The 25,930-nt window shown below is 38.1% G+C and carries 30 protein-coding genes and 1 tRNA gene; 16 read left to right on the plus strand and 15 right to left on the minus strand.

Annotated elements, in window-relative coordinates; all coding sequences use genetic code 11:
* Positions 1–156: 156 nt before the first annotated feature.
* The 3 genes from ACZ8ZH_RS00990 to ACZ8ZH_RS01000 all read right to left on the minus strand — a co-directional run bounded on the left by ACZ8ZH_RS00990 (position 157) and on the right by ACZ8ZH_RS01000 (position 2,714).
* The gene (locus ACZ8ZH_RS00990) at positions 157–1,140 is read right to left on the minus strand and encodes a hypothetical protein (protein WP_470247800.1); all 984 of its coding nucleotides are present in this window, start codon (positions 1,138–1,140) and stop codon (positions 157–159) included.
* Positions 1,130–2,317, minus strand: a complete 1,188-nt coding sequence (locus ACZ8ZH_RS00995; protein ID WP_470247801.1) for a rolling circle replication-associated protein — start codon at positions 2,315–2,317, stop codon at positions 1,130–1,132. Before ACZ8ZH_RS00995 ends, ACZ8ZH_RS00990 begins: the two co-directional genes overlap by 11 nt.
* A 166-nt stretch (positions 2,318–2,483) precedes the next feature.
* Positions 2,484–2,714, minus strand: a complete 231-nt coding sequence (locus ACZ8ZH_RS01000) for a helix-turn-helix transcriptional regulator (protein WP_470247802.1) — start codon at positions 2,712–2,714, stop codon at positions 2,484–2,486.
* 89 nt (positions 2,715–2,803) lie between these two features.
* On the opposite strand from ACZ8ZH_RS01000, the gene ACZ8ZH_RS01005 reads away from it, so the two are divergent.
* Entirely contained in the window at positions 2,804–4,174 is a 1,371-nt protein-coding gene (locus ACZ8ZH_RS01005; RefSeq protein ID WP_470247803.1) for a hypothetical protein, read from the plus strand.
* Between the two features lie 83 nt (positions 4,175–4,257).
* Here ACZ8ZH_RS01005 and ACZ8ZH_RS01010 read toward each other — a convergent pair whose 3' ends face one another.
* From ACZ8ZH_RS01010 to ACZ8ZH_RS01035, 6 genes are all read right to left on the minus strand, one after another.
* Positions 4,258–4,767 carry a hypothetical protein gene (locus tag ACZ8ZH_RS01010; RefSeq protein WP_470247804.1) on the minus strand — a complete coding sequence of 170 codons (510 nt, stop codon included), beginning with the start codon at positions 4,765–4,767 and terminating at the stop codon, positions 4,258–4,260.
* Between the two features lie 79 nt (positions 4,768–4,846).
* A complete protein-coding gene (locus ACZ8ZH_RS01015) occupies positions 4,847–5,152 on the minus strand; it encodes a hypothetical protein (RefSeq protein ID WP_470247805.1) in 306 nt (101 codons plus the stop codon).
* Between the two features lie 11 nt (positions 5,153–5,163).
* Positions 5,164–5,583, minus strand: a complete 420-nt coding sequence (locus ACZ8ZH_RS01020) for a hypothetical protein (protein WP_470247806.1) — start codon at positions 5,581–5,583, stop codon at positions 5,164–5,166.
* Between the two features lie 56 nt (positions 5,584–5,639).
* The gene (locus ACZ8ZH_RS01025) at positions 5,640–5,789 is read right to left on the minus strand and encodes a hypothetical protein (RefSeq protein WP_171264474.1); all 150 of its coding nucleotides are present in this window, start codon (positions 5,787–5,789) and stop codon (positions 5,640–5,642) included.
* A 10-nt stretch (positions 5,790–5,799) separates the two neighbouring features.
* Complete coding sequence (locus tag ACZ8ZH_RS01030; RefSeq protein ID WP_470247807.1) at positions 5,800–6,078, minus strand: hypothetical protein; 279 nt, start codon at positions 6,076–6,078, stop codon at positions 5,800–5,802.
* A 68-nt stretch (positions 6,079–6,146) separates the two neighbouring features.
* Positions 6,147–6,287: a hypothetical protein gene (locus tag ACZ8ZH_RS01035; RefSeq protein WP_470247808.1), complete on the minus strand. Its 141-nt coding sequence runs from the start codon at positions 6,285–6,287 to the stop codon at positions 6,147–6,149.
* Positions 6,288–6,841: 554 nt separating this feature from the next.
* Between ACZ8ZH_RS01035 and ACZ8ZH_RS01040 the strand changes: the two genes are divergently transcribed.
* The 6 genes from ACZ8ZH_RS01040 to ACZ8ZH_RS01065 all read left to right on the plus strand — a co-directional run bounded on the left by ACZ8ZH_RS01040 (position 6,842) and on the right by ACZ8ZH_RS01065 (position 13,085).
* Complete coding sequence (locus ACZ8ZH_RS01040; protein ID WP_470247921.1) at positions 6,842–7,045, plus strand: hypothetical protein; 204 nt, start codon at positions 6,842–6,844, stop codon at positions 7,043–7,045.
* A 64-nt stretch (positions 7,046–7,109) separates the two neighbouring features.
* On the plus strand, positions 7,110–8,156 hold the full coding sequence (locus ACZ8ZH_RS01045; protein ID WP_470247809.1) for a DUF932 domain-containing protein: 1,047 nt from the start codon (positions 7,110–7,112) through the stop codon (positions 8,154–8,156).
* Positions 8,157–8,299: 143 nt separating this feature from the next.
* Entirely contained in the window at positions 8,300–9,343 is a 1,044-nt protein-coding gene (locus ACZ8ZH_RS01050; protein WP_470247810.1) for a YqaJ viral recombinase family nuclease, read from the plus strand.
* A 183-nt stretch (positions 9,344–9,526) separates the two neighbouring features.
* On the plus strand, positions 9,527–10,414 hold the full coding sequence (locus ACZ8ZH_RS01055; RefSeq protein WP_470247811.1) for a recombination directionality factor: 888 nt from the start codon (positions 9,527–9,529) through the stop codon (positions 10,412–10,414).
* 278 nt (positions 10,415–10,692) lie between these two features.
* Positions 10,693–11,856: an ATP-binding protein gene (locus tag ACZ8ZH_RS01060; RefSeq protein WP_470247812.1), complete on the plus strand. Its 1,164-nt coding sequence runs from the start codon at positions 10,693–10,695 to the stop codon at positions 11,854–11,856.
* Positions 11,808–13,085 (plus strand): hypothetical protein, encoded by a 1,278-nt coding sequence (locus tag ACZ8ZH_RS01065; protein WP_470247813.1) that lies wholly within the window; start codon positions 11,808–11,810, stop codon positions 13,083–13,085. Before ACZ8ZH_RS01060 ends, ACZ8ZH_RS01065 begins: the two co-directional genes overlap by 49 nt.
* Here ACZ8ZH_RS01065 and ACZ8ZH_RS01070 read toward each other — a convergent pair.
* Positions 13,076–14,101 carry an IS30-like element ISAba125 family transposase gene (locus ACZ8ZH_RS01070; protein WP_001988464.1) on the minus strand — a complete coding sequence of 342 codons (1,026 nt, stop codon included), beginning with the start codon at positions 14,099–14,101 and terminating at the stop codon, positions 13,076–13,078. The two genes, ACZ8ZH_RS01065 and ACZ8ZH_RS01070, sit on opposite strands and share 10 nt — an antisense overlap.
* Before the next feature lie 20 nt (positions 14,102–14,121).
* On the opposite strand from ACZ8ZH_RS01070, the gene ACZ8ZH_RS01075 reads away from it, so the two are divergent.
* From ACZ8ZH_RS01075 to ACZ8ZH_RS01095, 5 genes are read left to right on the plus strand one after another with little or no spacing between them, the layout of a single operon-like run.
* Positions 14,122–14,382 (plus strand): ATP-binding protein, encoded by a 261-nt coding sequence (locus tag ACZ8ZH_RS01075; RefSeq protein ID WP_470247814.1) that lies wholly within the window; start codon positions 14,122–14,124, stop codon positions 14,380–14,382.
* 11 nt (positions 14,383–14,393) lie between these two features.
* Complete coding sequence (locus tag ACZ8ZH_RS01080; RefSeq protein ID WP_470247815.1) at positions 14,394–15,068, plus strand: hypothetical protein; 675 nt, start codon at positions 14,394–14,396, stop codon at positions 15,066–15,068.
* Positions 15,058–15,645, plus strand: coding sequence for an HNH endonuclease (locus tag ACZ8ZH_RS01085; protein ID WP_470247816.1), 588 nt, complete (start codon positions 15,058–15,060; stop codon positions 15,643–15,645). Before ACZ8ZH_RS01080 ends, ACZ8ZH_RS01085 begins: the two co-directional genes overlap by 11 nt.
* A gap of 2 nt (positions 15,646–15,647) precedes the next feature.
* Positions 15,648–16,604, plus strand: coding sequence for an Eco57I restriction-modification methylase domain-containing protein (locus ACZ8ZH_RS01090; protein WP_470247817.1), 957 nt, complete (start codon positions 15,648–15,650; stop codon positions 16,602–16,604).
* 14 nt (positions 16,605–16,618) lie between these two features.
* Positions 16,619–17,245: a hypothetical protein gene (locus ACZ8ZH_RS01095; protein WP_470247922.1), complete on the plus strand. Its 627-nt coding sequence runs from the start codon at positions 16,619–16,621 to the stop codon at positions 17,243–17,245.
* A gap of 71 nt (positions 17,246–17,316) precedes the next feature.
* Here ACZ8ZH_RS01095 and ACZ8ZH_RS01100 read toward each other — a convergent pair whose 3' ends face one another.
* Both ACZ8ZH_RS01100 and ACZ8ZH_RS01105 read right to left on the minus strand, forming a co-directional pair.
* Positions 17,317–18,495: a tyrosine-type recombinase/integrase gene (locus ACZ8ZH_RS01100; protein WP_470247923.1), complete on the minus strand. Its 1,179-nt coding sequence runs from the start codon at positions 18,493–18,495 to the stop codon at positions 17,317–17,319.
* Between the two features lie 183 nt (positions 18,496–18,678).
* A tRNA-Ser gene (locus ACZ8ZH_RS01105) sits at positions 18,679–18,769 on the minus strand.
* A 121-nt stretch (positions 18,770–18,890) separates the two neighbouring features.
* On the opposite strand from ACZ8ZH_RS01105, the gene ACZ8ZH_RS01110 reads away from it, so the two are divergent.
* Positions 18,891–20,768, plus strand: a complete 1,878-nt coding sequence (locus tag ACZ8ZH_RS01110; protein ID WP_086209092.1) for a potassium transporter Kup — start codon at positions 18,891–18,893, stop codon at positions 20,766–20,768.
* A gap of 57 nt (positions 20,769–20,825) precedes the next feature.
* Here ACZ8ZH_RS01110 and ACZ8ZH_RS01115 read toward each other — a convergent pair whose 3' ends face one another.
* On the minus strand, positions 20,826–21,446 hold the full coding sequence (locus ACZ8ZH_RS01115; protein WP_119063257.1) for a hypothetical protein: 621 nt from the start codon (positions 21,444–21,446) through the stop codon (positions 20,826–20,828).
* 255 nt (positions 21,447–21,701) lie between these two features.
* On the opposite strand from ACZ8ZH_RS01115, the gene ACZ8ZH_RS01120 reads away from it, so the two are divergent.
* Both ACZ8ZH_RS01120 and ACZ8ZH_RS01125 read left to right on the plus strand, forming a co-directional pair.
* Positions 21,702–22,793: a DNA/RNA non-specific endonuclease gene (locus ACZ8ZH_RS01120; protein ID WP_086209090.1), complete on the plus strand. Its 1,092-nt coding sequence runs from the start codon at positions 21,702–21,704 to the stop codon at positions 22,791–22,793.
* 76 nt (positions 22,794–22,869) lie between these two features.
* Positions 22,870–23,115, plus strand: a complete 246-nt coding sequence (locus ACZ8ZH_RS01125; protein WP_086209089.1) for a hypothetical protein — start codon at positions 22,870–22,872, stop codon at positions 23,113–23,115.
* 79 nt (positions 23,116–23,194) lie between these two features.
* On the opposite strand, the gene aqpZ is transcribed toward ACZ8ZH_RS01125, so the two are convergent.
* Both aqpZ and ACZ8ZH_RS01135 read right to left on the minus strand, forming a co-directional pair.
* On the minus strand, positions 23,195–23,881 hold the full coding sequence (aqpZ, locus tag ACZ8ZH_RS01130) for an aquaporin Z (RefSeq protein ID WP_086209088.1): 687 nt from the start codon (positions 23,879–23,881) through the stop codon (positions 23,195–23,197).
* A 130-nt stretch (positions 23,882–24,011) separates the two neighbouring features.
* A complete protein-coding gene (locus ACZ8ZH_RS01135) occupies positions 24,012–25,013 on the minus strand; it encodes an AraC family transcriptional regulator (RefSeq protein ID WP_086209087.1) in 1,002 nt (333 codons plus the stop codon).
* A gap of 110 nt (positions 25,014–25,123) precedes the next feature.
* On the opposite strand from ACZ8ZH_RS01135, the gene ACZ8ZH_RS01140 reads away from it, so the two are divergent.
* On the plus strand, positions 25,124–25,762 hold the full coding sequence (locus ACZ8ZH_RS01140) for a hypothetical protein (RefSeq protein WP_086209086.1): 639 nt from the start codon (positions 25,124–25,126) through the stop codon (positions 25,760–25,762).
* The last annotated feature ends 168 nt before the right edge of the window (positions 25,763–25,930 follow it).

Genomic DNA, 25,930 nt, shown 5'->3' on the forward strand with positions numbered 1-25,930 from the left:
ATCTAACGTTGATTAGAAATTTATTTGTTTATTTATGCGTAATATTTTCTTTAAACTTTGGTCAAAATATCTTTTTAAGATTAGAATTTTATCAGATATAACGCCAAAAGGCCTAATGTTTGATCATTAGGCCTAATCGTTTTAGATTTGTTGATCTTAGTAAATGATACTACTAAATTTTGGAGAAATTACTTTAGATTGATAGTAGTAATAATTCAAAGGATAGAGCATTTGGTGAAATAAAACTTTCCATTGCTCTAAACTAATGATTGGGCCTGGATTATTTTCTAAGCCAATGGTATGCATGCTGTACCAGCCTTGATTCATGGCAATTGACGATGATTCATCATTACCGAATTTATCAATCAATTGGCTGTAATCAACCTCGAGACTTAATTGTTTTTCTACTGAAAAATAAATTAGTAAATTTAAATAATAAACTCCTGATAACGATCGTTGAACACGCCATTGGATGCAATACAAGTTGTGATTGTTTAATCGCTGAAGCTGGCTAATAAGCTGCGTTTTAAGTTCATAAATTTTCTTTTCAATTTGACTTGGCGCAAGGTTTGCACAATCACCTAATAAGTTCATATTGAAAAATAGTTTTCTTACTTGTAACTTAGAATACTTCTTAAGTAAACGACTGACTATTTTAGAATTTTCAGTGCGCTGCTCCCTAATAAGTTTGCTTCTATAGGCGTTATCAAGTTGCACATCTCTAGACGATTTATAACCGCGGATTTCATTCCATAATGCATCCAATTCAGAATGTATCTGTGCCTTATAAAAATGTTGGTTGATGCTTGACAGCTCAAACCATTTGTTTTGGTTGAGCATATTTTGAATTTTACGGAGTACGTAAAGTGAAGTACTCTTCCCATTAGCAAGCTCGTTTAATGTTAGAAAGGAGTTTGACTGAGCCGTTGTATTCATAAGCTTACGAAGTGTTAAGTCAAATTGATAGAGTTGGAGTGTGGGGGTCAGTATTTCATTCCTAACATGAAATGGTTTTGAATTTCTTAAGCTAACTTTATCGACAAGATTATCTAGCTCTTCTAAACACTTTAAAGCCGAAATATGAGCGAAATCAGTGCATGGTTCAATGGCATTCATTTGTGCTAATTGATCAATATTCATGTTGGCTACCTTTTGTTGCTGATTTTCCAAGTCCTTTGGTTAAATTCCTCTTTTTGCTTTTCCACTTATGTATAATTATTTCGGGCACCTGCACAAATTTTCTTGGGCGACCTAAAGTTTTTGTTTTACTTGGAGGCTGACTAGTCTGAAAGACACGAATTTCACCAGATTGCAGACGCTTATCAATGATGAACTGGTCTTGTTTACAGATATACAGTAAGACTTGATCAAGGTTGGTAAAGAATTCTTTGTCATAATGACGAGCTAAACCAATTGCCAGATGGCGATATTTTATTTTGTCGAGATGGCAGTTGTAATAAAAGCCTTGGTCTAAAGTTAATTGGTTCCAGTATTTACCGATCGTACTGGCGTAATAACTATCATTCTTGAATCGATTACCATCCATAAAAAAGATGCAATGATAGTGATAGCCTTTTTTTTGACCAAACTCCAGCTTCCAAATATAACCTACAATATTCGGTAAGTTTTTGTCGTGATGGAATCTTTTCATGAACCGTGAAAAATGAACTTTTATCTCATCAATGGTCGATGTAGATTTGTTTTTCCAACAAAAGTCTATACGTAGTATCAAAAGCTTACTAAAATTTCTTTTCAGGCTATTCACGAGCTTGGTTGCACGTTCGTATTGACGTTTGGCTTTTCTAGCTCGCTCATATTGCGCTGTTTTAAATTTAGCTTGATCTGTTCGAAGTGTGATCTCATACACTAAACTATTCTTAAGTACGGCAGCCGACCTAGAGCCTTTAACTAAGCCATTATCATTTGCTAAGATAACGAATTGTTGGTTGGGCTTAGCATTCCAGAATATATGTTCATCGTCAGGGTGAATATATGGCGCGACAGCAACTTGATATGCTTCAATAAAAACATCTAAGTGTTCGCAGGTATAATTCGAATCACAAAGATCTCGAATTGAAATGAAACTAGAGAGAGCTTTTTCTAGGAAGCGATTATGAGCAACTATAGACTTTCCAGTTTTATCCAAAAGAAAAAGGTTATGCATAGGGTCTTTACTTATAGCTTTTACAATACGAATGATTGTAAAAAGCATATAAAGTGCAGGGTCATTTACGATGTGAAAATGTCTATCATCTTCTTGATATGTTGAAAGTTCTATAGCATTAAATATGCTTTGGTCATCTAGCGATATGTTCACTTGCTATGTCCTTTGTATATTTGATTAATGTATTAGTAATTAAATTAAAAAACCTAAATTCACGAAATGCAGACATGGCTGTTCTACAGGGATGGGCATGAGCATCATCCCTTGTATCTAAGAAAAAGAGTGGGGTAGTTTTTTAGGAAAGTTATGCCTGACAGGATTAGTGTTTAGGTCGAGTCTTAAGCCATTGCTCAACTTCATTTTCAAGCCAAGCAACACTACTCATGCCTAATTTGTAAGGCTTAGGAAACTCTTCATCATGACGTTTAGATTTAGTATCTAGTTTGTCGTAAATGGTTGATCGGCTAATTTTGCATTTTTCTGCAACATCTTTAAGTTTTAGCATTTTTAAAGTAGGTGCTAAGTCCTCTATATTGTGGTGATTTTGCATGGATACTTTGTCTGATTACACAACGAAATTGTTGTTGAGTAATTAAATGACGTATAAAGTGTAAGAACAATCCTTAAAAACTTTACACTATGGGAAATCATAAATTTAAAAGCGAAGGGCCTGAAGTTACAAAAAAAATTTTTGAAATTTTGATGCGAATTGTCGTTGTTTATTCATTTGAACGAGTGAGAATTAGACAAACCTATATTGAAGATTGTTTATGGTATGAAGCAAAAAACTTTGAAATTGAATCCGCCGCTGACAGTTTTTTAAGTTCATGTCCCCCGAAGATAGATACTGATAAGCTTCATGTAGACACAGAAAATTTTCTAATGGAGTTTAAGCAGGAGTTAGTTCGATACTTTTGGAATTTCCACCAGTATGGAATTAAGCCGCATAACCCTGAGATATTTGAAAGTCTTGGCTATCAGCAACAACAGATTCATCAATGGATTACTAAGATACATATAGATTTTGTACCTGAAATTAGGCCAAGAGTTCAGAACTCAAAGTGTTTTGAAGATCATTACAACATTTATTCTTTTTTAGTTCCGGATCAATTTGAACAGATTTTTTTTAAGTATTATGAAATTTTAAAATTGTTTGAGGACCCGTCTATCACAGAGGATAAATGTTTGATTGCACTTAAATGTTTGATTCGTTTAATCCCTTACTTTTCTCCGTTTAGTATGCAATCGTTTACTGAATTGGAAAGTTATAGCGGGGAGCAATTTGGTAAAAAACTTTTCACTGTATGCAAGCTTAGGCGCTTATTTAATGTCGAAATGACCCAATTTGACCCAGTTACTCAATCAGTCACGTATCTTTCACTTGAGCATCAACCGATTACTTTGATTGATACTATCTTGCAATTCTTATTTAAGCATTTACATCATTTGGTTCACTGGCATTTTTTAAAATATCAGATGACTGGTTTACACTCGGCAGAGAGAATTCATCAAATAATCCAAAATGGAGGAGGGGAAAAGTTAGAGCAGTTTGAGCAAGTTGCAAGCTTATTAGAAGCAATGTTTACTGCATTGCCCAAGAACCAAAAAACAATTTATGATGTTGTAAAAAATGGTAAATCTACTGCTAGTATAATGAACAGTTTAATGCTATTTGATTTTGAGGTTAGATTTATTAAACAGCAAAAAATTAAATTGAAACAAGGCCTCCAAGATAATGTTGTAGTTGCACCTAAGTTTTTAAGAAAAGATAAAATAAAATTTAATGACGAATTTTTCACCTATTTGATTGCTGGTTTTGGAAATATTGGACTTTTAAAGAGTTATAAAAAGAGTGGAAAATTTGATACGTGGCGGCTTGAATTACATTTAAAAGAACAGTTAAGTATTAATGGAGAACTTATTCTGATCAACTCTATCAATGGAGGAAAGATTCGAGTCAATGCTATCAATCATAGGGGATTGTTGAATAAAAATAATATGTTGGAATAATTTCCACATGCTTATTTTTACTGTTTAATAACCCTGTATTACGCAATGTTTAGTGCATGACCTGAAAAATCATGCACTACCTATTAGCTAAACTTGTAGGTATAGGTGCCCGAATTGGTATTCACGCTCACTTCCCGAATATGTGCTGCATTACAACGCGGATAAGCCAGAGCAACTGAACCATAGTGCATATTGTGATGATCGTACAAACTAATCACCCGGCAATTGCCTCGATTGACCACGACACTTTTAATGGTCGTTGGGTGATCATTGAGCGAGAGAATGTCAATCTTATCAATATAGCCTGTCATGGTTGATTCCGTCATTTCTCGATAGGCTTTGAGTTCAAACTCTTCCTTCGGCTGAGGTGCTGCTTCGACTAAGTCCTCATCCACGGGTTCAGTTTCTTCAGGCATCCAGTGCTCTACGCTTGCCGGATCTATTTCACTGACTGGCGTGTTACGTACTGCTTCTAACTCGGGGTCAGAGGCAGTATGAGTATTGTTTGCTGAGCTCGGTTCAGCAGGTTTATCCTGACAAGCGCATAATGTGAATATGAGGCTTGCCAATAGACATGTTTTAAAAAGATGCATAGGACTGTCCAATATTCAAAAGTGAAGCTTCAAGCCCCAGACCTTTAAAAAGGATGTTTGGTCCGAGGCTGAGCTAAGATTATTTACAAGCACCTTTCTTTACGGCATTGACCATTTGAGGCGCATTTGAATAAGCATCGAGTTCTAAGCAAATTTTCTGTTTTGATTTCGCTGATTGCTGAATGAAAGCTTCACCTTTGATCGGGCTTTCACCGCCAGCGTTGTACACCATGTAGCGCTTGCCTGATTGAGCTTTAAAGGTAAAGGCATCGCCTGATTCCCCAAAACCTTCAATCTTCTGAACGACGACGGTGACTTGGGTTGTTTTCGCTAACGTAAGTGGGGCGAAAGCTACAAGGCTAAGTGCCAGAATGATTTTTTTCATGTCGTGTCCTCTTATTTTTTATTTTCTAGATAAAGTAAAACCGCTAAGCCTTGCGCAAAGATGCGTTCGTCCGCTGCAGAGTTTCTCCCACCACTGTAAAACACTGCATCACCTGCCTCGGATAAGTCTATAGAACGGTTACTTTTCAGCGTAAAACCTTTCCAAAGTCCATAACCATCGCCTGATTTGGCATAAGGCTTGAGCTTGATCCCACTGATTTTGAAATTCTCAGGAATGGATTGCCATTGCTTAGAAAGGGCATAAAAGGCATTGCAGTTTTGATTGCCTTTACAGCGCTGAACTTTTGGAGCGCTTTGTGGGTGGTTATACATTTGCGTCATGCTTTTTACGTTGGCATGACTTAGGCTTGTGGTGAATAAGCAGACCGATATGGCACTGCTGTGTAAAACTGTTTTTATCAAAGTGTTCATATTAAAAAATCCCCAGATTGTTTTAAAAATAGTGGGTGGTGGATGACAACTTAAACTCAGTTGAACATCGAGATCGGCCAAACCACAGCCTTGCCTAAGTTGTAGGCATAGCTTTGATGTGCGGTGTCACTGCATCCTTTTAAGTAGAAAGAAAACAGCAGGGCAATCGCGATATAGCCCCCAATCACATAATGTTTAATTTGCATATTCTTTCCTTTAGCGAGATTGGCAGTACTGTGCAGCAAGCGCCATGTTTTCAATGAAGTCCTGTGGAAGATCAAAATTGCTGAGGTTTTGTTTGCCAAGCTTTTCCATGACCGCAGGTGAGTATTGGCCTTCGAGTTGGTCGTAGACACAGGAACAGGTTGAGCGATCTGTACCACCTGATTGGCAGCCAGCATTGAACTCACGTTTAGATTTGCTTTCACAACCTGCCAAGGAAACAGCAAGCAGCATGGCACTGCCCAGAATAGGCATTGCAGATAAAATAGACATGATGATTCTCGTATGAGTAGAGGATGATCAGTGCCTGATTCGCAACAAAAATTGGAGTGAAGTGATTTTTAGCGACGCGGTGGATTGTCCCAACCTGCGAATGAAACCAATAGCCAAAAGATCATCATGATCAAGACAAAGCCAATCACAGCAGGGCCTAGCCAGATCAATACTCCAAAGATAAGAATCAGACGTGCAAGAATCTTCATTGCTTAAGCAAAGAAGGATGATCCTTTAGCTCAGAGAGAGACGATGTGATGGGAATATGGTTTTTGATAAGAAAATTGAAAACAGTCATGATTGACTCCTTGGAATTATAAGAAGTTCTACCGAATCACTGTCAATTGATTATGGTGGCAGAACGAGAAGGGGTTGACAGACTGGGATCCAAGGAACCAGCACGCACAGGGCGTCCCCCTCCCGTCCTACCGCAACAAAAGGGGGACGCAAGGGTTCTAACGACTTATAGATGATCTATAACCCGCCATGGATCTATGGTCTGTCAAAACCAACCGGCAATGTAGGCCAGCACGCTCATCATAATGCGAAGTATGGATGGGGTCAATTTGATTTCAGTTCGACATAAGCTCAAAACTCTAAAAATTAATCAGCGATCAGATTGCAAATAATTTCAGATATATAACACCTGAATGAAGCAGAAACAGGGCATCCGTTTAATCAAGCGGATGCTCTGTATATGCACCTATATCTTTTCAGGAGTTTAGTTATGCCGTTTCGAGATTTTGATCAAGACGAAGATTTGATGTTCACACGACCTGAGGCGGTAAAGCCCATGATTCAGAACTTGGGTTTAAGTAACTCTCCAACGACTTTAGCAGTATTGGGCATGTCACTGGCTAAGTCATTGGGCTATTCACCGTTTATTGGTGGGGTCGCAGGCGCGATGCTCGGCGGAGTGATTCTGGTGATTGCTGATCAAACCCGACCACCTTTTAGTAAGTCGTAAACGTAGTCTTTACAACACTTTGTATATCAAAAACATATTCATGATTTAAATAAGGACATCTTTTATGGCACATCAAATTGAACACATGGCTTATGTCGGTGAAACCCCTTGGCATGGCTTAGGTAATCCGCTCACACAGAATCAACCGATTGAAGTCTGGGCACAGCAAGCGGGCATGGACTGGCGCATCGAATCTTCTAATGTCAGCTATATGGCTAAAAATGATCGTGGGCAAAGCATCATCATGCCCTATGAGGAACAGCGGGTATTATATCGCTCTGATACCCATGCACCTTTATCTGTGGTCAGTCAGCGTTATCAGGAAGTTCAACCCAAACAGATCTTAGAGTTTTATCGTGACTTAACTGAACAATCAGGATTTGAGTTAGAAACAGCAGGGGTACTGAAAGGTGGTAAGAAATTCTGGGCATTGGCACGAACAGGGCAGACTTCAGCACTCAAGGGTAAAGATGTCAGTAATGGCTACATCCTCTTAGCTACGGCTTGTGATGGCACCTTAGCCACCACCGCTCAATTCACCTCGATCCGTGTGGTGTGCAACAACACCTTGGCGATTGCCTTAAAAGGTCAGAATCAAAGTGCAGGCGTAGTCAAAGTGCCACACAGCACAAAGTTCGACGCACAGAATATTAAACAACAACTCGGTATTTCAGTGCGTACATGGGAGGATCACATGTATGAAATGAAGCAACTCAGCCAACGTAAAGTCACCCAGACTGAAGCAGCAGCTTACTTTGATGCGGTATTTAACAACACTAGCCTAAGCAATGTGGAGCAAGACGAGGGCATTATTCAGTTCTACCGTAATGTCGCCACCCAAGCCAACCACACAAATAGAGCTGAAAACAAGACCGAACCGAATGGACGAGCGATGTCTAAAGTCATGACTATGTTTAATGGGCATGGTTGTGGGGCAGAACTCAGTTCAGCCAAAGACACCGCTTATGGCTTACTGTGTTCGATTACTGAATTTGCAGATCACGAACGTCGTGCCATGAGTCAGGACCACCGTTTGGATTCTGCATGGTTCGGTGCAGGCGCGGGCTTAAAGCAACGTGGACTCGAACAAGCACTGCGTTTAGTTGTTTAAGCTTCAATTCAGATTCAGGTTTTAAGATCAGGACATGAGATCAAGATGATCCTGTCGGTCTTATTCAATTTGAACACCTCTTTGCCACATCACCAGATGTGGCTTTTTTTATGCCCAAAATTTAACAATGACAGGAATTCTCTATGAACTCAGCCGTGATTCATCCAAATAATAGCAAACCCAATATTCATGCCGACCGTCCAAAACTGTTTACCGCAAAGCGCTTTGTCGATACCAAAAACCTCAGTCAAGCTGAATGGTTGGAAGTCAGACGCAAGGGTATTGGTAGCAGTGATTGTGCTGCAGCCTGTGGTCTGAATCCATATATGTCGATGCTTGAACTGTGGATGATCAAGACAGGACGGATTCAACAAAACATTAAAGAGGAAAGCGAAGGTCATGCACCTTTGTACTGGGGCAAAAGACTTGAACCCTTAGTGGCTGAATACTACAGCATGCACACCCAGCATAAGGTCCGTCGCGTTAATGCAGTACTTCAGCACCCTGACCCTGATAAACATTTCATGTTAGCCAACTTGGATTACTCCGTAGTCGGTCATGCAGAGGTGCAAATACTGGAGTGTAAAACCGCAGGGGAATATGGGGCCAAGCTGTGGCGAGAGGGTGTGCCTCTTTATGTGCTGTGCCAAGTGCAACATCAATTGGCAGTCACAGGTAAACAAGCCGCGCATATTTGTGTGCTGATCTGTGGGCATGAAACCCGCATCTTTAAAGTCACCCGATCAGAGTCGGTGATTCAACATATCGTCAATGCGGAACGTTACTTCTGGGACTGTGTGGAAAAGGATACCCCACCAGAAGCGGATGCCAGTGAATCGGCAGCCAAAGCACTACAACTGCTTTATCCAGAACATGTACCACTCAGTACTACAGACCTGAGTGAAGACGAACAAGCCAATCAACAGTTTGAACAACTGATTCGAGTGCGTAACCAAGTTGAGAAATATCAACAGCAATTTGACCTGCTCAAACACCAATTGCAAGGCCAGATGCAAGAGGCCGAACGCGCCACCTTTAAAACGGGTTCAGTCACGTGGAAGAAGTCGAAAGACTCAATCAGTTTAGACACGAAGGCCTTGCTTAAGTCACACCCTGAATATCTCAGCCAGTATCCACAAAACAAGCAGGGTACACGGCGCTTCAATATTTACTGCAATGATGAATAAGCCTATTTATTCAATAAGTACATATCTGCAAAAAAGCGCAAAACAGCCCTCGTTCCCTGTAAGCACCGAAGTACTTACAGGGAACAAAATGGACTGATTTGCGAAGATTTTTATACATCTGAAAAATAAATGATTTCTACATATTAACCAGACAATAGTCAGAAATAACTTGAGGGCATTAACATGATTAAAGGTTTAGCAATTACACCACCGATATTAGGTCGCATTAGTATCGGAAAAATGGTTGAGAAGAATGGTAAACGTGTCCCTGAAAAAGATGATCAATTTACCTTAACTTCCCAAACCCAAAATAAAGAGGGTTGGGTGAAACATCCACTCGATGAACAGCTCCGTGCCAAAGCACCCAATCAAAAACTCCGTTCAATCCCAGTCCGTATGATCTTCAATGGTCCTGAACTGAATCTGCGTGCAGAGTACAGCTTATTTGATCGACAGACAGGGCGTCCAGTCTGCATCGGCAATGGTGCAACTTGTCAGCGTTTAACCAATCAAGGCGTTGAGCATCATCCATGTCCATCTCCTGATTTATGCCCATTGGCACAAGGTGGGCTATGTAAACCATATGGCAGGCTTTATGTGAATCTTGATGAGTCAGATGAGTTCGGGACTTTCGTTTTTAGAACCACGGGTTTTAACAGCATTCGCACCTTAGCCGCACGACTCAGCTACTACCATGCAGCATCGAATGGTTTACTGTCATGTCTGCCTTTACAGCTGACCTTAAGAGGCAAGAGTACCACTCAAAGCTATCGAACACCTGTGTACTACGTCGATTTAACGCTACGAGATGGAATTCATTTGCAAGAGGCCATACACACCGCCAAAGAAATTGATCAGAAGAGTAAGCTGTCGGGTTTTAATCAAGCTGCTTTGGATCAAACAGCTTTGCAGGGTTTTGCTAATGCACAATTTGAAGTGGATGGGGATGAAATTGTTGAGGAATTATATGCTGAGAGCAATCAACAGCAGGACCAAAAACAGATGCATGACTTCACGCAAGTGCAGAATGTGCAGAAAGATTTGAAACAGTCTGTTAGCGCATTGAATTGAAACTTAAGCAAGACCTGAAAGTTGATTTTTTCGAATCGCTCAATCATTTGAGCGAATTGCTACCTACATTAAAGATGAAAAGTAAAAAAATACGGATGTGGATACAAGTTATATGTCTTAGATAGATTGATGTATTAAATAGTTATGAAGCCTGAATGTTATTTATTTTTTTAGGCAGAATTGATACTATACACATTTGTTATAATACAGTATTTTGTCAAGTAGTTTATTAGTGCTTTTTGTATTATGTTTTTTAAATTAAAAGAATAGGGGGCATCATGGATTTGGTACAGTTTAATGTGTCTGCAAGGGCGGCGATACTTATTGGTCGTGAGAATATTGCTAACGCAGAAGGGGCGGTGATAGAGTTAGTTAAAAACTGTTATGATGCTGACTCCGACTTTGTTTTTATTTTAATTAATAATGATTTTACCTCTTTACCAGAAAAGATAAGCCTAAGTGATTATGAATACATAACGAATTTTGACTCCAACATAGAAGAAGATATTCTTTTAAAAATATATGAAAAGAAGGGATCTGACTATATATTTACTAATAAAAAATTAACTGATAAAGCTGAAATATTGGAGTTGGAAAAGGAGTTTATTAATAGATTGAAGGCACTATCGTCTATATACCTTATAGATAATGGTTCAGGTATGTCCATGAAAACTATTAAAGACAATTGGATGACAATAGGAACTGCAAATAAGCGTGATTATGCAATAACAGATAGTAAAAAACGTGTTAAATCTGGTGCTAAAGGGATAGGTCGCTTTGCTTTAGATAAGTTAGGCGGTAAATGTGAACTTATTAGTATTAATAGTGACGAAACTAATTCAGCAGTATATTGGTCAGTTGATTGGACACAGTTTGAAAATCCTAGTGCAACAATTGATCAAGTGAAAGCAGAGTTACTGAATATTCCTCTTCCAAGCTTAAAAGATGGGCTTGATTATCTTAGTCATAATACAATACACCCTATATCTTTCAATGAAATTATAAGTAAGATTAAATCTAGTTCCACAACAAAATTTTCATGGAAAAATTTAATTAATTTTTCAACTGGAACAATAATTAAAGTATCTAATTTACATGAGTTATGGAATAACAGAGCTGTAAGTAATCTTTTTAATAAGTTAGAAGTATTGGTTCCTCCAGCAGAAATTAATGATTTTAGCATACATATTTTGCCTGAAAAAAACAGCCAAGATTATGGTGAGGTTTTAACAAGTTATTGTGATGACTATGACTATAAAATGGTGGCGATTGGGGATGATAATGGGAAGGTAGAAGTAACCATCCATAGGGAGGAGTATGATATTGAAATTATTCCTGATGAATTCTTTACGCGACCAAGATTAATAGAATCAAAGTATCACAATAAAGAAATATGTTTAGAAAAAAATATACAAGAACTATTAATATTAAGGACCACTTAGGTAAAAAAGTAGATGATGAAACTTTAAAGAAATTAGGAAATTTTGAATTTATTTTATATTTTCAAAAAAAACAAGCAACCTCACAAAATGAAAAAATATTTTTCTACAAAAAATTTGACTCAAGAAGCCGGAAACAGTGGTTAGATAGTTTTGCTGGTATTAAAATTTATCGTGATGGATTTAGAGTTCGTCCGTATGGTGAAGTGTCTGGTCCAGCATTCGATTGGCTTGGTTTAGGGCAAAGAAAAGCATCAAGCCCAGCGAGTGTGGCAAAACCGGAAGGTGGATATAGAATTGAGCCTGAAAATATTTCAGGGGTAGTTAAAATTTCACGATTAAATAATCCAGACTTTCAGGATAAATCAAGCCGTGAAGGCTTACAAGAAAGTGAAAGTTTCACGATTTTTCAAAATTTACTTATTGAAATAATCTCGATACTTGAAAAAGATAGAGCTTTTATGTCATCTGAGTTAAAGAAATTTGATGATGATAGATTTAGAGAAAAAAGAGAGCTAGAAAAAGCTTGGAAACTTGCGGAAGAATTAAATAAGAAAAAAAGAGATCAAGATTCTTCAAAACAAAACATAGATGGAAGTAGTGGTTCTGAGAAAAATGTTAACCCTCAAGCACAGATTCTAGCCAGTTTGGTTGATAAGCAAAATGAGGAAATAGAACAGCTAAAAGATGAGCAAAAAATGTTGAGAGCAATGGCTAGTAGTGGAATTGTGTCAGCAGCTTTGAGTCATGATGTCGAAAAAATTAGAGGTAGATTAATACATTATGCTGATGATTTAAAAGAAAATATAGCAGATTTTGTTAGTGAAAATCATGATTTTATAGATAATGTATTTAATCCTTATTATACTTTAGAGAAATTAAAGAAAGATAATAATAAGATTTTTACTTGGCTGGGATTTTCTTTAGAATTTATAAAAAAAGATAAAAGAAAAAGAAAATTGTTAAATTTAAAAAGCTATTTTGAAAGGTTGAATGAAAGTTGGAGTTCTACATTTCAGTCAAGGAATATTAAATTTGTTTTAGATATATCTGATAGCTTGGAAATTAAAGCATTCGAAGTTGATTTTGATAGTATTTTTATTAATTTGTTTACAAACACAATAGAAGCATTTGATGGACCTAATTCTAATAATGTTAGAGAGATTCAAATTACAGCATCAGAAATATCATCGTCATTGCAAATAACTTATAAGGGGCGAATTCAAACATGAGGTGCGACAGTTTCAAAAGCCATATGATAATCAACAAGCTGAGCAAATTTCTCTAATGGTGTAAGCCAATCTAACGCCTTTCTAGGACGAGTATTCAGTGACATGGCAACTTGATTTAAATAATGCTGATCTGCCTGATTTAAATCAATCCCTTTAGGTAAATATTGCCTAATTAAACCATTCATATTTTCGCATGTGCCTTTTTGCCAGGGTGAATGTGGGTCACAGAAATATACATCTATGCCTAAATCTTCTTCGAGTATTTTATGTTCTGACATCTCACGTCCACGGTCATAGGTCAACGTTTTACGCAGTTCTGCAGGTAAATATTTCAGAGCTTCAGTTAAAGCCTTGCGCACTGATTCTGCCTTTGCATCAGGTAATGTTGCCAAGATACAGAGCCGTGTATTTCGTTCAATAAGTGTTGCTATCGAACTTTTATTGTCTTTACCTTTAATTAAATCAGCTTCCCAATGACCCGGTATTTTTCTTTCTTGAACTTCGGCTGGGCGCTCATGAATAGTTTTAATATCCTGTAATATAGAATCTTTTTTAGGTTCACCGTTAGCTTTTCGCTTTTTATTTTCATGACGTAGACAGGATAATAAGTCTTTTTTCAACTCACCCTTGGGTAATGCTCGTATCGTTGAATAAATCGTTGTATGGCTTACATTCATTGTTTGATCCAAATCAGGAAATGTCTTTAAACGCTTTGCTATTTGCTGAGGAGACCATAAACAACGGATCGCTTCAACAATAAATTTCCAGAGGATTGAATCGATTTTGAGTTTTCTGTGACCACGTCTACGTCTAGCAAAAGTGTTATCAGAAGCATATTGAGCTTGATAAACGTCATTGATGCTATTTCTTTTAAGCTCACGATAGATCGTACTAGGATGTCTTTTAATAAGTTCAGCAAATTTTCTGGCTGAAAAGCCTTCTTTTCTTGACTCAAGCATTAATGCAGTACGATCTTCAAAGTTAAGATGATGGTATGACAATTTTATATACTCCATAAACCCTTTAAATTAATTAGGTGGTTTATGTCGCACTTCAAGTTTTACTCTGCCAGGATACTGGACCTGGTTTAAGTTCATCTATTTTAGATCCAGAGGAAATATTTAACCCTCAAGTTACTACAAAAAAGGATGAATATGGTTCAGTTGTTGGTACAGGATTAGGTATGTGGATTATAAAGAAGACGATTGAAGAGTATAAGGGAAATATTGTTTTAATTAACAATCACAGCCATTCTGGATTCGGAATTCGTCTAAGTTTTCCATTAAAGTCTAAATAAGGGGGTCGGAAATGAAAATAGTTTATGTGGATGAAGAAAGTGATCAGCATGACGAGTTTAAAAGAAGGTTAAAACCTCATATTCGTGCAAGAGAAGTTGAGGTCATAGCTATATTTCCATGTGAGGATATAAATAAAACTATTGATGAAATTATTATTAAAATGCCTGATGTTTTGGTGTGTGATTGGCAGCTAAATGCTATTAAAGAAAATGTCAAGGTTTCAATACCATATTCTGGATCTGAACTAATAGACGAGTTTTTGAAAATTAGACCAGATTTTCCAGTATATCTAAATACTGCTTTAATTAATGATGGATTGGGTGATGAATATACTAAGGATGTGAATATAGTATTTCAAAAATCTGAAAGCATGTTTGATGAAACGAGTGGAAATAATATTTCTATGTTTAAGAAAATGCAAATACAATCAAGTAAGTATAAGAAGCAAATTCTACAATGGGAAAGTGAGCTTTTAGCATTAATCAAAAAAGATCAAAGTGGGGATACCTTAAGTTATCAGGAGGAAGATAAATTAATTGAGCTAGATAGCAAATTAGAGAGTGTATTAGATAATAGATCAAAAGCACCATCTAATCTTAAGTTGAAGAAGAATGCAGAATTATTAAATCAACTAATAGTGCGGACAGAAGAGCTGTTAACTAGGGTTAAGAAAAATGATGGATAATTTAAAAGTTGTTTATCCTTTTCGTAAGTTAGAGCCTAAAAGAACATGCACAAAAATTTATAGTGATTATAGGTCATACAAGCCATATATTGTTCAGGATTTTAATCAACGATGCGCATACACTGATTGTCCAGATAGCTTCTTTGGTGGTGCAAGAAACTTTCATATTGATCATATAAAGCCAAAGAAGAAATTTCCCAAATTAAGCAATGATTATAAAAATTTAGCTTATTCATGCTCTTATGTAAATATAAGAAAGTCAGATGCTGAGTTTGAGATGCTTGATCCATGTGATATTGATTGGAATCTTCACTTTGGTAGAGATTGTTATGGTAATATTTTGCCTATTCCAGAATCGAATCATGCAGAGCAAATTTATCAGTCTTTATCTTTGTATTTAAAAAGGTATGGAATTGTTTGGATGCTTGAGAAATTGAGAGAATTGAAAAAGCAAATCCATGACTATTGCAAGTCACAAGGTGGCTATGCCAATGTTGATAAGGATATTTTAATGTTATTAGCCGAATTAGATGGTGTTTATTGTGAATATGAAAGATATTTAGGGATTGAACTCTAAATATGAATATACGCTTAACTGGATCTTTTTATACTCCTTCAGTAATTTCAGATTTTATTTGTAAAATTATTTTTTCTAGAATTGAGTTTAATAGCGTCAAAGTATTAGAACCAAGTGCTGGCGATGGTAGTTTTGTTTTTTCAATGGAGAAGGTGAATGCTGAAAAGTTCAAAAAGCTTTCTGTAACAGCAGTTGATATTGATGGAAATGAGTTAAATAAAATCTCAGTTCAAGATAAGAATATTAGCTTAAAAATAGTTAAATCTGATTTTTTATCTTATCAAGTTAATGATAAGGAAAAATATGATCTTATTATTGGAAATCCTCCTTATATAAAAAGGAGTTTGTTGAGTGATTTTCAAATTAACCTATGTAATGAGCTGAATAAAGAGTTTGATCTAGATAATAAAACTATAAAAAATATTTGGCCATATTTTTTGCTATCAAGTATAAAATTGCTGAGTGATAAGGGAATATTTGCTTTCGTTTTGCCAGCTGAAATACTGCAGGTTAAATATGCACAGCCAATAAGGGAAATACTTACAAAATGTTTTGATAGAGTAGAAATAATAACTTTCAATGAGCTTCTTTTTAAGGCATGCAAGGGACAGGATACTGTCATTGTAATTGGGGAAAAAGTGATAAAAAACAAGGATAGACATGGTGTATATTTTTATAATGTAAATGATGTTCATTCTTTGAATAATGTTGAACCTTCTTTTGAGAAGCATAATGTTGATAGTAATTTAAAATGGACAAGCCATATACTTAATTCTGATGAGCTTGATTTTTTACAATTATTGGTAAAAAAAATCCCAATAATGTCTGATGTCTGTACATCAAAAACAGGAATTGTATCAGCAGCAAATAATTTTTTTATTATTCCAGAAGAGTTAAAACTTTTTTTAGATGTTCCTGATATGCTATTTAAGCCTATTATTCAAAAATCTTCTTTTTAAAAAAAGATATAATTATTGATGATGTTTTTTTTAGTGAATTAATTTCAAAAGGAATGAATTGCTATCTTTTGGATTTAAATGGTGTGGAAATACATTCTTACCCTAGATTGATGGAATATATAAAAAAAGGTGAGTTAGATAAACTGAATTTAAGATATAAGATGTTAAACAGACATATATGGTATAATATACCTCATATTGGTTTTCCTGCGCCTCTTCTTTTTTTTAAGCGTTCGCATCTTTACCCTAGACTAATAAAGAATGATGCACTAATTTATGCGACAGATAGTGCTTATTATGTTACTCCAAGAGCCTCTTTTTCAGAAAATGGTATTGTCTCATCATTTTATAACTCATTAACTCTAATTATGGCAGAAATCCAAGGTAGGTATTATGGTGGGGGTGTTTTAGAGTTAACTCCTAATGAGTTTAAGTCATTGCCAATACCTTATCTTGAAGCTGATGAAAGTGAATTATATTTATTAAATAAAATGTTTGTCGATAATTTAAATATAGAAGCAATATGCTCTTATAATGATAAAAGGCTTTTAGAGAAATATTTTTCAGATTTGTCAGATAGGGATTATAATAGGCTTGGGCTAATTAGGAAAAAACTTGTGGATAGAAGGCATAAGTTGTAGGTTTAACTTCTATTATCTGCAAATTTTAATAAATCAATATATTAATGTTTAATTTAAATTGCCTTTATGTTTTATAAAATAGTATTTTTATCTCGTAGACGATCAATAAAATCAGACCATTCCTGCATCATCTTGATTCGATATTCTAAGTGCTGGGCATGGTTGTACGCCTGAGATACAGCATTACCAACAGTGTGCGCTAGTTGTATTTCAATAGCATCATGCATATAGCCTTGCTCATGTAGAGTGGTAGATGCGAGTCCACGAAATCCATGTCCTGTCATTTTACCTGTATAGCCCATAGTACGAATGGCACTTAAAAGAGCATTGTTACTTAAAGGCTTTGCAGTACTGTGATTATAAAAAACAAATTGTTTGTTACCTGTAAGAGGTTTTAGGTCTTTGATGAGTGCAATAGCTTGTCTTGATAAAGGAACAATATGGGGTAGAGCCATTTTCATTTTATAGGCAGGGATACGCCATAATTTGTTTTCAAAATCAATTTCATCCCATTCCATGTTTATGAGTTCTGCCGTCCTCACAAAAGTTAAAGTCATAAACTGTAAGGCTGTTTTAACTAAGATATTACCGTGATAGTGATCCATCCGTTCTAGGAAAGGTGGAAATTCAGAAATATCTAGGCGAGCCATGTGCTTCACTTTACGAGGCTTTAGGGCTTCCTGAAGGTGGGGTGTTGGGTCATTCTCGATCAGACCTTTGCGAATCGCAAAACGAAAAATACGACCAGCTAAAGGAATTGAGCGTTTAGCCATTTCTTGAGCCCCACGGGCTTCAATCTGTTTAGCGCAAGCAAGGATATCTTTACCCTTAATTTGATCAATAGGCATATGTCCTAATGCAGGGAAAAGATCTTTTTCTAATACAGACAAGTCGCGTAAATATGTACCTTCTTTAATAACAGACTTTCGATCTTCCATCCATTCCATAGCTAAAGATTTGAAAAGAGTGCTTTCATCTATTTGTTGTAAGCGTTCATTTTTTATAACATTAGGGTCAATATTATTGTAAAGCTGAATACGTGCTTCATCTCGTGCACGGCGAGCTTGAGCAAGGGTGATCTCTGGATAGCTCCCAATAGTTAGGGTGCTTTCTCGGCTATTAAATCTATATTTTAAACGCCAGAACCTTCCACCTGAAGGTGTAACCTCCAGATATAGTCCTTTTTCGTCAGAATAGCGCTTTTTTTTATCAAGTGGCTTTATTTTTCTAACTTGAGCATCAGTAAGTATTTTTAATGATATCCGTGCAAATTGGGGGACGAAAAGTAACTCAGAAAGTCTGTCCCCCAATTATCCCCCACGATATGGGGGATTGCAATGGATGAGTTAGGATTTCACAAAACAATAAAAAAGGCTTAAACCATAGTGGTTTAAGCCTTTCAGCACCCTATTGGATGCTACAGGAAGTTAATTTGGCGGTGAAAGAGGGATTCGAACCCTCGAAACGCTATAAACGTTTACACACTTTCCAGGCGTGCTCCTTCAGCCACTCGGACACTTCACCATGGCGGAGGATAATATCGAAAAACAGGGCTATCGACAAGGTGAAACAATTGAATTCGAGCAAAAGTTTTAGCTCAATGATATGATTCGCAAAAATAGTGTCGATAATTGAAGACAAGATTATGCAAAGTACTGCAAAAAAAGCCGCACTGCCTGCGATTACCTTGGCAGCTTTAGGGGTTGTGTTTGGGGATATTGGAACCAGCCCACTCTATGCATTGAAAGAATCATTTCATGCTGCACATGGTCTAGGAATTAACCCAGAGAATGTTTTGGGTATTCTGTCGATTATTTTTTGGACTATGACGATGGTCATTACCATTAAATATGCTGCGATTGTGATGCGTGCAGACAACAATGGTGAGGGTGGCATCATGGCATTGCTTGCACTCAATTTACGCAATACGAATTTTAGTGATCGTAGAAAATTGCTTTTAATTTCGATTGGTTTTATTGGGGCTTCACTATTCTTTGGGGATGGTATTATCACCCCAGCTATTTCAGTCTTATCTGCTGTAGAAGGCTTATCCATCGCAACAGATGCTCTAGACCCTTATATTGTGCCGATTGCAATTAGTGTGGTCACAGCTTTGTTTGTGATGCAAAAATATGGAACCGCTTTTGTCGGTAAATTCTTTGGGCCTATCACTTTATTATGGTTTTTTTCCCTCGGCATACTTGGAATTTCGAGCATTATTCAAACGCCTTTGGTTTTAGGCATGCTCAGTCCGCATTGGGCCATTCAATTTATTGTGACCCATCCTTTAATGACGTTTTTTATTATGGGAGCCGTGGTACTGACAGTAACGGGTGGTGAAGCACTGTATGCAGATATGGGACATTTTGGACCAGTACCGATTCGCTTGGCATGGTTTATTGTGGTTTTACCTTGTTTATTGCTCAATTATGCAGGGCAAGGGGCTTTATTACTTCGCGATCCAACAGCAATTGAAAACCCGTTCTATCTTTTAGTGCCAGAGTGGGCTTTGTACCCTATGATCTTCTTGGCTACTATGGCTGCGGTCATTGCTTCTCAGGCCGTGATTTCAGGGGTATTCTCTTTGGCTCGTCAAGCGATTCAATTGGGTTATTTGCCACGTTTGAATATTAAACATACGTCAGATTTAGAGCAGGGGCAGATTTATGTTCCTTTGCTGAATTGGGTCTTGTTAGCGTCAATTATTATTCTGATTCTGATTTTCCAAACCAGCTCGCAGCTTTCTCATGCCTATGGTTTAGCCGTGACGATGACTATGTTGTGTGACACTTTGTTGATTGCTGTATTTATTCGTTATACATGGAAATGGAGCATGCCAAAATTGGTACTGCTGATTATTCCATTCTTAACTTTAGATTTGGTCTTGGTCAGTGCAACCTCACTTAAAGTGCTTTCAGGTGGTTGGGTCCCTTTGCTGATTGGTGGTATTGCTTTCTTATTATTAATGACGTGGAAGCAAGGTCGAGAATTAACTTTTGCTAAACTTCAGCAAGATACTCTACCGCTGGATTTATTTGTACAAAGTATTGGTGAACAGGCCAACTGGGTTGAAGGTGAGGCTGTTTTCCTAACTGGAACACCGACTGTTGTACCGCATGCGATGCTACACAATATGAAGCACAATAAAGTGTTACATCAAAAGAACATCATTTTGACAGTCAAAATTCAGGATGTGCCGTATGTAGAGGAACAAAATCGTTTCCATGTTGAAACCATGAATCCACATTTCTATCGCGTTGAATTGTATTATGGTTTTAAAGACGAAATGAACATTCCTTATGCACTTGAAGCCGTTTATCAAGCGATTGAGCTTGAATATAACCTGATGCAAATCAGTTTCTTCGTTTCACGTGAGCGGATCATCAGTACGGTGGGTGAGGGCATGATGCCGTGGCGTGAGAAATTATTTATTTCGATGCAAAGAAATACCAGTCCGGTGAGTGACTTCTACCAAATCCCGCCGAACCGTGTGGTTGAGTTAGGTAGTCAAATCGAGATTTAAACTTTAAAAAAACCAGCGTTTACGCTGGTTTTTTTGGAGGATAAATGAATTGTGATCTTAGTTCATTGGGTCATTGACTGGTGCTTCAGGCATCGCTTGCATGGGTTGTTCCATTGAAGCATCTGGCAAAGCTTGAGCGGGTGCATCAGGTGACGGCAATGAGTCAGATTCAACTTCATTTACAGGTGCTTCAGCCGAAGAATCGAGCTGAGGTGTAGCCGCTGGTGCAGTGTTCATATCTGCATTTGCTGCAGGTGCGACAGCATCATTAAGTGCTGCTTCAGCTTGTTGTACTGAGAGTGCGGCATTCGGTGCTAGAGGGTGTTGTTCAGTAGGCGTGGCGGCGATTTCTTGTGGAGCTGATGCATCAGGCATCACTTGTTGTACGGGCGCCTCAGTCTGAGTTGTAGTTGGCATCATAGCTTGGTCATTTGGCGTACCCTGAGTAGCTTGATTCACAGGAGCGGGAACATTTGCAACATTCGGTTTAAGTAATTTAATTTGCCCTGAATTTACGAGTTCTTGAATTGAGCCTGGTTGACCGTTCACTGTTGTGGTTATTTTGGCTTGAGATAGACTTTCCAAAGTATCGCCGGGTTGAATAGGTGGTTCAGCAAAAGCAGAAGCACTGACCAGTGTACCGATTAAACCAATTGACATTAAAATTTTAGAATGCATAAGAACTCCGTAAAAGGCATGTATTATTTGTTCGATTCCTTTTTACCTTGGCATATAATTTGAAGTGACAGCAATGAAAGATACGCAATCGCATCACGTTGCCGTAGAAAAACTCTACAAAAAAGACATTTTGTTACATGCAAAATCATCTAAATTTGCAGTTTTGTTTAATTGTTATGCGAATAGCTTTAGAGCGATATACTTCGTATACGCTGATTGTTAAGCTCGTGAAAAATAGATGTTTATGTAGTTGTGATGGCGAAGAAGAAAAGCGGTTCAGGTCAGTCTGTATCTAAAATGTTTAATCAAAATGGGCTGAAATTCATCTTGGGATTAGTGGCAACAGGAAGTTTTGCAATTGCCTTTGGTCAGGAAAAAATTCAGCAATACGTCTCTTTAAGTCCAAGTTCCAATGCAGCCTGTTTAGAGCAGTTTTACCGAGAAACTCCGCCCTATTTGTTGAAAGATAGTTTGAGCAAACACAGTTATGCACTGTGCTTTAATGGTTTTAATGTCATGTATTCGGGTGTTTCAAAAACACCACTGTGGGTAGCAGAAGCGTTGACGCCACAACGTCTGAGTCAGAAAATCCCGCGCGAGGATAATTTCCATGAGGAATCAAATGTTGCGGTAACCCATCGCGCGACATTGTCCGACTATCGAGGCTCAGGCTATGACCGTGGACACATGGCGCCTAATGCCGATATGCCGAATAAAGATGCACAATTTGACAGTTTTTCTTTGGCCAATATGGTACCGCAAGCCCCTAAAAATAATCAGCAGGTCTGGCGTGAACTAGAAGAGGCGACGCGCGCAATTGTGACCAAACAAAAGCTTGATGTTTTTGTAGTGACTGGACCTGTATTTCAGGGCAAGAAGCTTAAAACCATTGGACAGGGAGTGATTGTTCCGAGTGCGGTTTATAAGGCTGTGTATATGCCAAAAACAGGGGCGATTGGGGCGTATTATGCACCGAATGATAATTCACAGCAGGTAAAAGTTGTCAGTGTTTGCTATTTGGAAGAGCAGTTGGGAATGAATCTGTTTCCGCAACTGACAGAAGAACAAAAGCGCAATACCTACAAGCTCCCGCTGACAGCAAATGCTGTCAAAGCTCAACATGCCATTCAATATTCGCATTGGGATGCAGAAAGCCAGTGTGCGGAAGATGTTTCATCAGAGCAGCTCAAAGCGTTACAAAAAGATTTCAAGTCGGGGTCGAGTCAGTCGAGTGCAAAAAGCACAGATCAGACCAACAGTACAGGCATTGATTCGGCTACACAGGATGCTATTGTGAAGCAATTGATTGACGTATTGTTGCAATATATTTTGCAGCTGTTACGTTAAAGTTCTAAGCAGCTGGATGTGTATAGGTTCAGCTGCTTTATTCGATGACTGAAGCATAAATAAGAGTAAAAATAATATGTTTAAACCTTTTATACAGGGAGCGGAGTCACATGCCATTCATGACTTGACTCTTGATAATGACGTGGACTGTGTCAGTATTTATGGCAATTTACAACTCACCAAAGACCAAGTGGGTTTAGCCGCAGCCAAAGCATTACAGAGCTATATCAATGCCATCGTGCAACAGCTAGAAAGCGAGGTTCAACTTCCTGAAAAAATTCAGCGTTCAGAGACAGGGGAAATTGATAACCCTTTTTTATAAGTTCTAAGCATGTTCCATGTGGAACATTTAAAAAGCCCACATTCGTGGGCGTTATGCTGGTAGGGAATGGGAACAGCGTCTAAGCCTTTCTTTCCAAAATTTTATAAATGATGGCACCGATAATTGCGCCAATAATAGGTGCCACCCAAAATAACCAAAGTTGGCTTAACGCAGCGGTTTCGGCAAAGAGGGCAACACCTGTACTACGGGCTGGATTGACCGAAGTGTTGGTGACAGGAATACTAATCAAGTGAATAAGTGTCAGAGCCAGACCAATCGCGATTGGGGCAAAACCAGAAGGTGCAAGTTTATCGGTCGCACCCATAATGATAATTAAAAACATTGCTGTTAGGACAATTTCAATAATTAAAGCTGAGATTAAAGAATACTGACCAGGAGAGAGCTCGGCATAACCATTGCTGGCAAATCCTCCTGTGCCAACAAACCCGGCTTGCCCTTGTACAATCAAATACAAAACCCAAGCTGCTAAAATTGCACCAATAACTTGAGAAATAATATAGGGAATCAGATCTTTGCTCTCAAAGCGACCACCGACCCATAAACCGATACTGACGGCAGGGTTAAAGTGTCCACCTGAGATGTGTCCGAGTGCAAAAGCACCCGTTAAAACGGTTAAACCAAAGGCAAGAGCAACGCCTAGAAAGCCGATGCCCAATTCAGGGAAAGCTGCAGCAAAAATAGCACTGCCACAACCTCCGAAGACCAACCAAAATGTTCCGATGAACTCAGCAAGATATTTATTCATAATGCGCCTTTTGTAGTTATTGATGTTTTATTTGTTTACAACGTATATTTAACGAGAAAGCGATCGTTTTTCAATCAATTTTAACAAAAAAAGGGTGACATCTTGATGACCTTAGAAAATTCGAGGATTGTTAGTCAACGTGTTGTAGTCGCCATTGTTGCGGGGTGAGCTCAGTCCATTGTTTAAAGGCACGCTGAAAAGCACTTTGTTCAGAATAACTGAGCAAGAGGGCAATTTCCTGTAAGCTCAAGTGTGGATCTTTTAAATATTGTTCTGCCAAGACACGTCTTACTTCTTGCATTCTGTGTTGATAAGTCGTGCCTTGTTGTTGTAAGTGGCGCTGTAGTTGTCGTACTGAAAAGCTCAATTGCTTCGCAATATGCTCAATTTGATATTGGTTTTTTTGGAGTCCTGTCAAAATAGCATGTTGTAGCCGTTGGTCAATGTGAGTGGAATTGGGCAATTTTTCCAGTAGGGCTTCGGCTTGCTGTAACAGTAGTTTTTGTAAGGTTTGATCGCCTTGTTGAAAAGGCATAGATAATTCACGCAGTGGAATCATCATCATCGGTCGACTTTGGGAAAAGCGAACGCGACAATTAAAATATTGTTCATACTGTAGGGTATTTTTAGGGGTAGGATGCGTGAAGTGCACTTCATAAAGCTGAATATCTTCATGGGCGACAAAGTGCTTCATAAATTGAATCATCAGTGCCATTGCCACTTCATTACTCAGTTGTGTGGTGAGTTCAATCGGCATTTCCACCCAACCAAAACATAGGTTTTCACCTTCAACGGCAACATATAATGAGCTACCATCATAAATCAGCCGATGAAAGTCATGGTAACGGGTCAGTGCTTCACCAAGCGTCTCACAGGATAGTGCAATATAGGCCAAGATACCTAAATGCTTAGGTTGTACATATTGAGCAATGTCGAGTCCGAGAGCCGGCGTTTGTAGATGGCTGTCGAGATCATTCAACAACGCTAACCACAGAGCATAATCAAAACGTTCTAGATTCTGAACTTTCTCAAGTTTTTCAGAAATTGGATAGCCCACCGCTTGGCAATAGGCATAAAGTAAATGACCTAGTCCGCCGTATACTGAACCTGTGTAGTCTTTGAAATGTTGCATTTATTCGCTCTATTGTTCTTGTCGTGATTTGTCAATGAATTGGAATGCTAGGGTCAATATTTAGCATAGTTTCCACATTATATTCAATCTGAAAACAGGAGGGATTTGACATGTGGAAGGGTTTTGTCGCGGGATTGGTGGTGGCCAATGCCTTTGAGTGGGTGGCACATAAATATATTTTGCATGGTACACACCGTGCGGGTAAGCCACGCTACAGCCCTGTGCCTGACAGCATGAAGTCACATTGGGAGCATCACCGAGAAGTACGTAAAACGGCGTTTCACGACCACGGGTATGTTGAAGGCTGGAGTAACTGGCGTACTAAAAATGAGATCATTTCACTGGCTGTAGTCGCGGGTGTATTTGGAACATTATTTTATCCAGTGTCCAAAGGGATGACTTTATCTGTGCTGTATTCTGCTGGAAACTATTATTATATTCACCGCCGTGCGCACTTAGAACCTGACTGGGCAATGCGTAAAATTCCGTGGCACTATGACCACCACATGAACTCTAATCAGGATGCCAACTGGTGTGTGACTAAGCCGTGGTTTGACTATATTTTAGGGACTCGCGTGATTTCATCATTGGACTTGCAAGAACAAAATCCATTGGGCATTACCTTGCCTCAAGGCGTGTCTGAGCGTTTAACTCAATGGGTAAATCAGGTCTTTCCTGCAAAATGGGTTAAGGCACCAGAAGCTGTTGAGAGTAAGCCTAGGCAGATGACAGAAACTATCGCTGGATAATAGGGTTAATGTGAGAGTTGTCGTGATTTGTCAATAAAATTGGTATGTATTGTCAATATTTCATCATTTGAACATCTTATAGTAAAGCTGTTGATGAGGTGATTTCACTTCATGAGCTTAGTACGTCATTTTTCATTTTCCAGTTTAACAGAGCAATATAGTCGTTAT

Source organism: Acinetobacter sp. SW-226, assembly GCF_055632855.1.

What these genes read in the sequence shown, in the direction of transcription:
- ACZ8ZH_RS00990 (WP_470247800.1), bottom strand. Translation starts at nt 1,140, where the DNA reads ATGAATATTGATCAATTAGCACAAATGAATGCCATTGAACCATGCACT.
- ACZ8ZH_RS01000 (WP_470247802.1), bottom strand. Translation starts at nt 2,714, where the DNA reads ATGCAAAATCACCACAATATAGAGGACTTAGCACCTACTTTAAAAATG.
- ACZ8ZH_RS01005 (WP_470247803.1), top strand. Translation starts at nt 2,804, where the DNA reads ATGGGAAATCATAAATTTAAAAGCGAAGGGCCTGAAGTTACAAAAAAA.
- ACZ8ZH_RS01010 (WP_470247804.1), bottom strand. Translation starts at nt 4,767, where the DNA reads ATGCATCTTTTTAAAACATGTCTATTGGCAAGCCTCATATTCACATTA.
- ACZ8ZH_RS01015 (WP_470247805.1), bottom strand. Translation starts at nt 5,152, where the DNA reads ATGAAAAAAATCATTCTGGCACTTAGCCTTGTAGCTTTCGCCCCACTT.
- ACZ8ZH_RS01020 (WP_470247806.1), bottom strand. Translation starts at nt 5,583, where the DNA reads ATGAACACTTTGATAAAAACAGTTTTACACAGCAGTGCCATATCGGTC.
- ACZ8ZH_RS01025 (WP_171264474.1), bottom strand. Translation starts at nt 5,789, where the DNA reads ATGCAAATTAAACATTATGTGATTGGGGGCTATATCGCGATTGCCCTG.
- ACZ8ZH_RS01030 (WP_470247807.1), bottom strand. Translation starts at nt 6,078, where the DNA reads ATGTCTATTTTATCTGCAATGCCTATTCTGGGCAGTGCCATGCTGCTT.
- ACZ8ZH_RS01035 (WP_470247808.1), bottom strand. Translation starts at nt 6,287, where the DNA reads ATGAAGATTCTTGCACGTCTGATTCTTATCTTTGGAGTATTGATCTGG.
- ACZ8ZH_RS01040 (WP_470247921.1), top strand. Translation starts at nt 6,842, where the DNA reads ATGTTCACACGACCTGAGGCGGTAAAGCCCATGATTCAGAACTTGGGT.
- ACZ8ZH_RS01045 (WP_470247809.1), top strand. Translation starts at nt 7,110, where the DNA reads ATGGCACATCAAATTGAACACATGGCTTATGTCGGTGAAACCCCTTGG.
- ACZ8ZH_RS01050 (WP_470247810.1), top strand. Translation starts at nt 8,300, where the DNA reads ATGAACTCAGCCGTGATTCATCCAAATAATAGCAAACCCAATATTCAT.
- ACZ8ZH_RS01055 (WP_470247811.1), top strand. Translation starts at nt 9,527, where the DNA reads ATGATTAAAGGTTTAGCAATTACACCACCGATATTAGGTCGCATTAGT.
- ACZ8ZH_RS01060 (WP_470247812.1), top strand. Translation starts at nt 10,693, where the DNA reads ATGGATTTGGTACAGTTTAATGTGTCTGCAAGGGCGGCGATACTTATT.
- ACZ8ZH_RS01065 (WP_470247813.1), top strand. Translation starts at nt 11,808, where the DNA reads ATGTTTAGAAAAAAATATACAAGAACTATTAATATTAAGGACCACTTA.
- ACZ8ZH_RS01070 (WP_001988464.1), bottom strand. Translation starts at nt 14,101, where the DNA reads ATGGAGTATATAAAATTGTCATACCATCATCTTAACTTTGAAGATCGT.
- ACZ8ZH_RS01080 (WP_470247815.1), top strand. Translation starts at nt 14,394, where the DNA reads ATGAAAATAGTTTATGTGGATGAAGAAAGTGATCAGCATGACGAGTTT.
- ACZ8ZH_RS01085 (WP_470247816.1), top strand. Translation starts at nt 15,058, where the DNA reads ATGATGGATAATTTAAAAGTTGTTTATCCTTTTCGTAAGTTAGAGCCT.
- ACZ8ZH_RS01090 (WP_470247817.1), top strand. Translation starts at nt 15,648, where the DNA reads ATGAATATACGCTTAACTGGATCTTTTTATACTCCTTCAGTAATTTCA.
- ACZ8ZH_RS01110 (WP_086209092.1), top strand. Translation starts at nt 18,891, where the DNA reads ATGCAAAGTACTGCAAAAAAAGCCGCACTGCCTGCGATTACCTTGGCA.
- ACZ8ZH_RS01115 (WP_119063257.1), bottom strand. Translation starts at nt 21,446, where the DNA reads ATGCATTCTAAAATTTTAATGTCAATTGGTTTAATCGGTACACTGGTC.
- ACZ8ZH_RS01120 (WP_086209090.1), top strand. Translation starts at nt 21,702, where the DNA reads ATGGCGAAGAAGAAAAGCGGTTCAGGTCAGTCTGTATCTAAAATGTTT.
- ACZ8ZH_RS01125 (WP_086209089.1), top strand. Translation starts at nt 22,870, where the DNA reads ATGTTTAAACCTTTTATACAGGGAGCGGAGTCACATGCCATTCATGAC.
- aqpZ (WP_086209088.1), bottom strand. Translation starts at nt 23,881, where the DNA reads ATGAATAAATATCTTGCTGAGTTCATCGGAACATTTTGGTTGGTCTTC.
- ACZ8ZH_RS01135 (WP_086209087.1), bottom strand. Translation starts at nt 25,013, where the DNA reads ATGCAACATTTCAAAGACTACACAGGTTCAGTATACGGCGGACTAGGT.
- ACZ8ZH_RS01140 (WP_086209086.1), top strand. Translation starts at nt 25,124, where the DNA reads ATGTGGAAGGGTTTTGTCGCGGGATTGGTGGTGGCCAATGCCTTTGAG.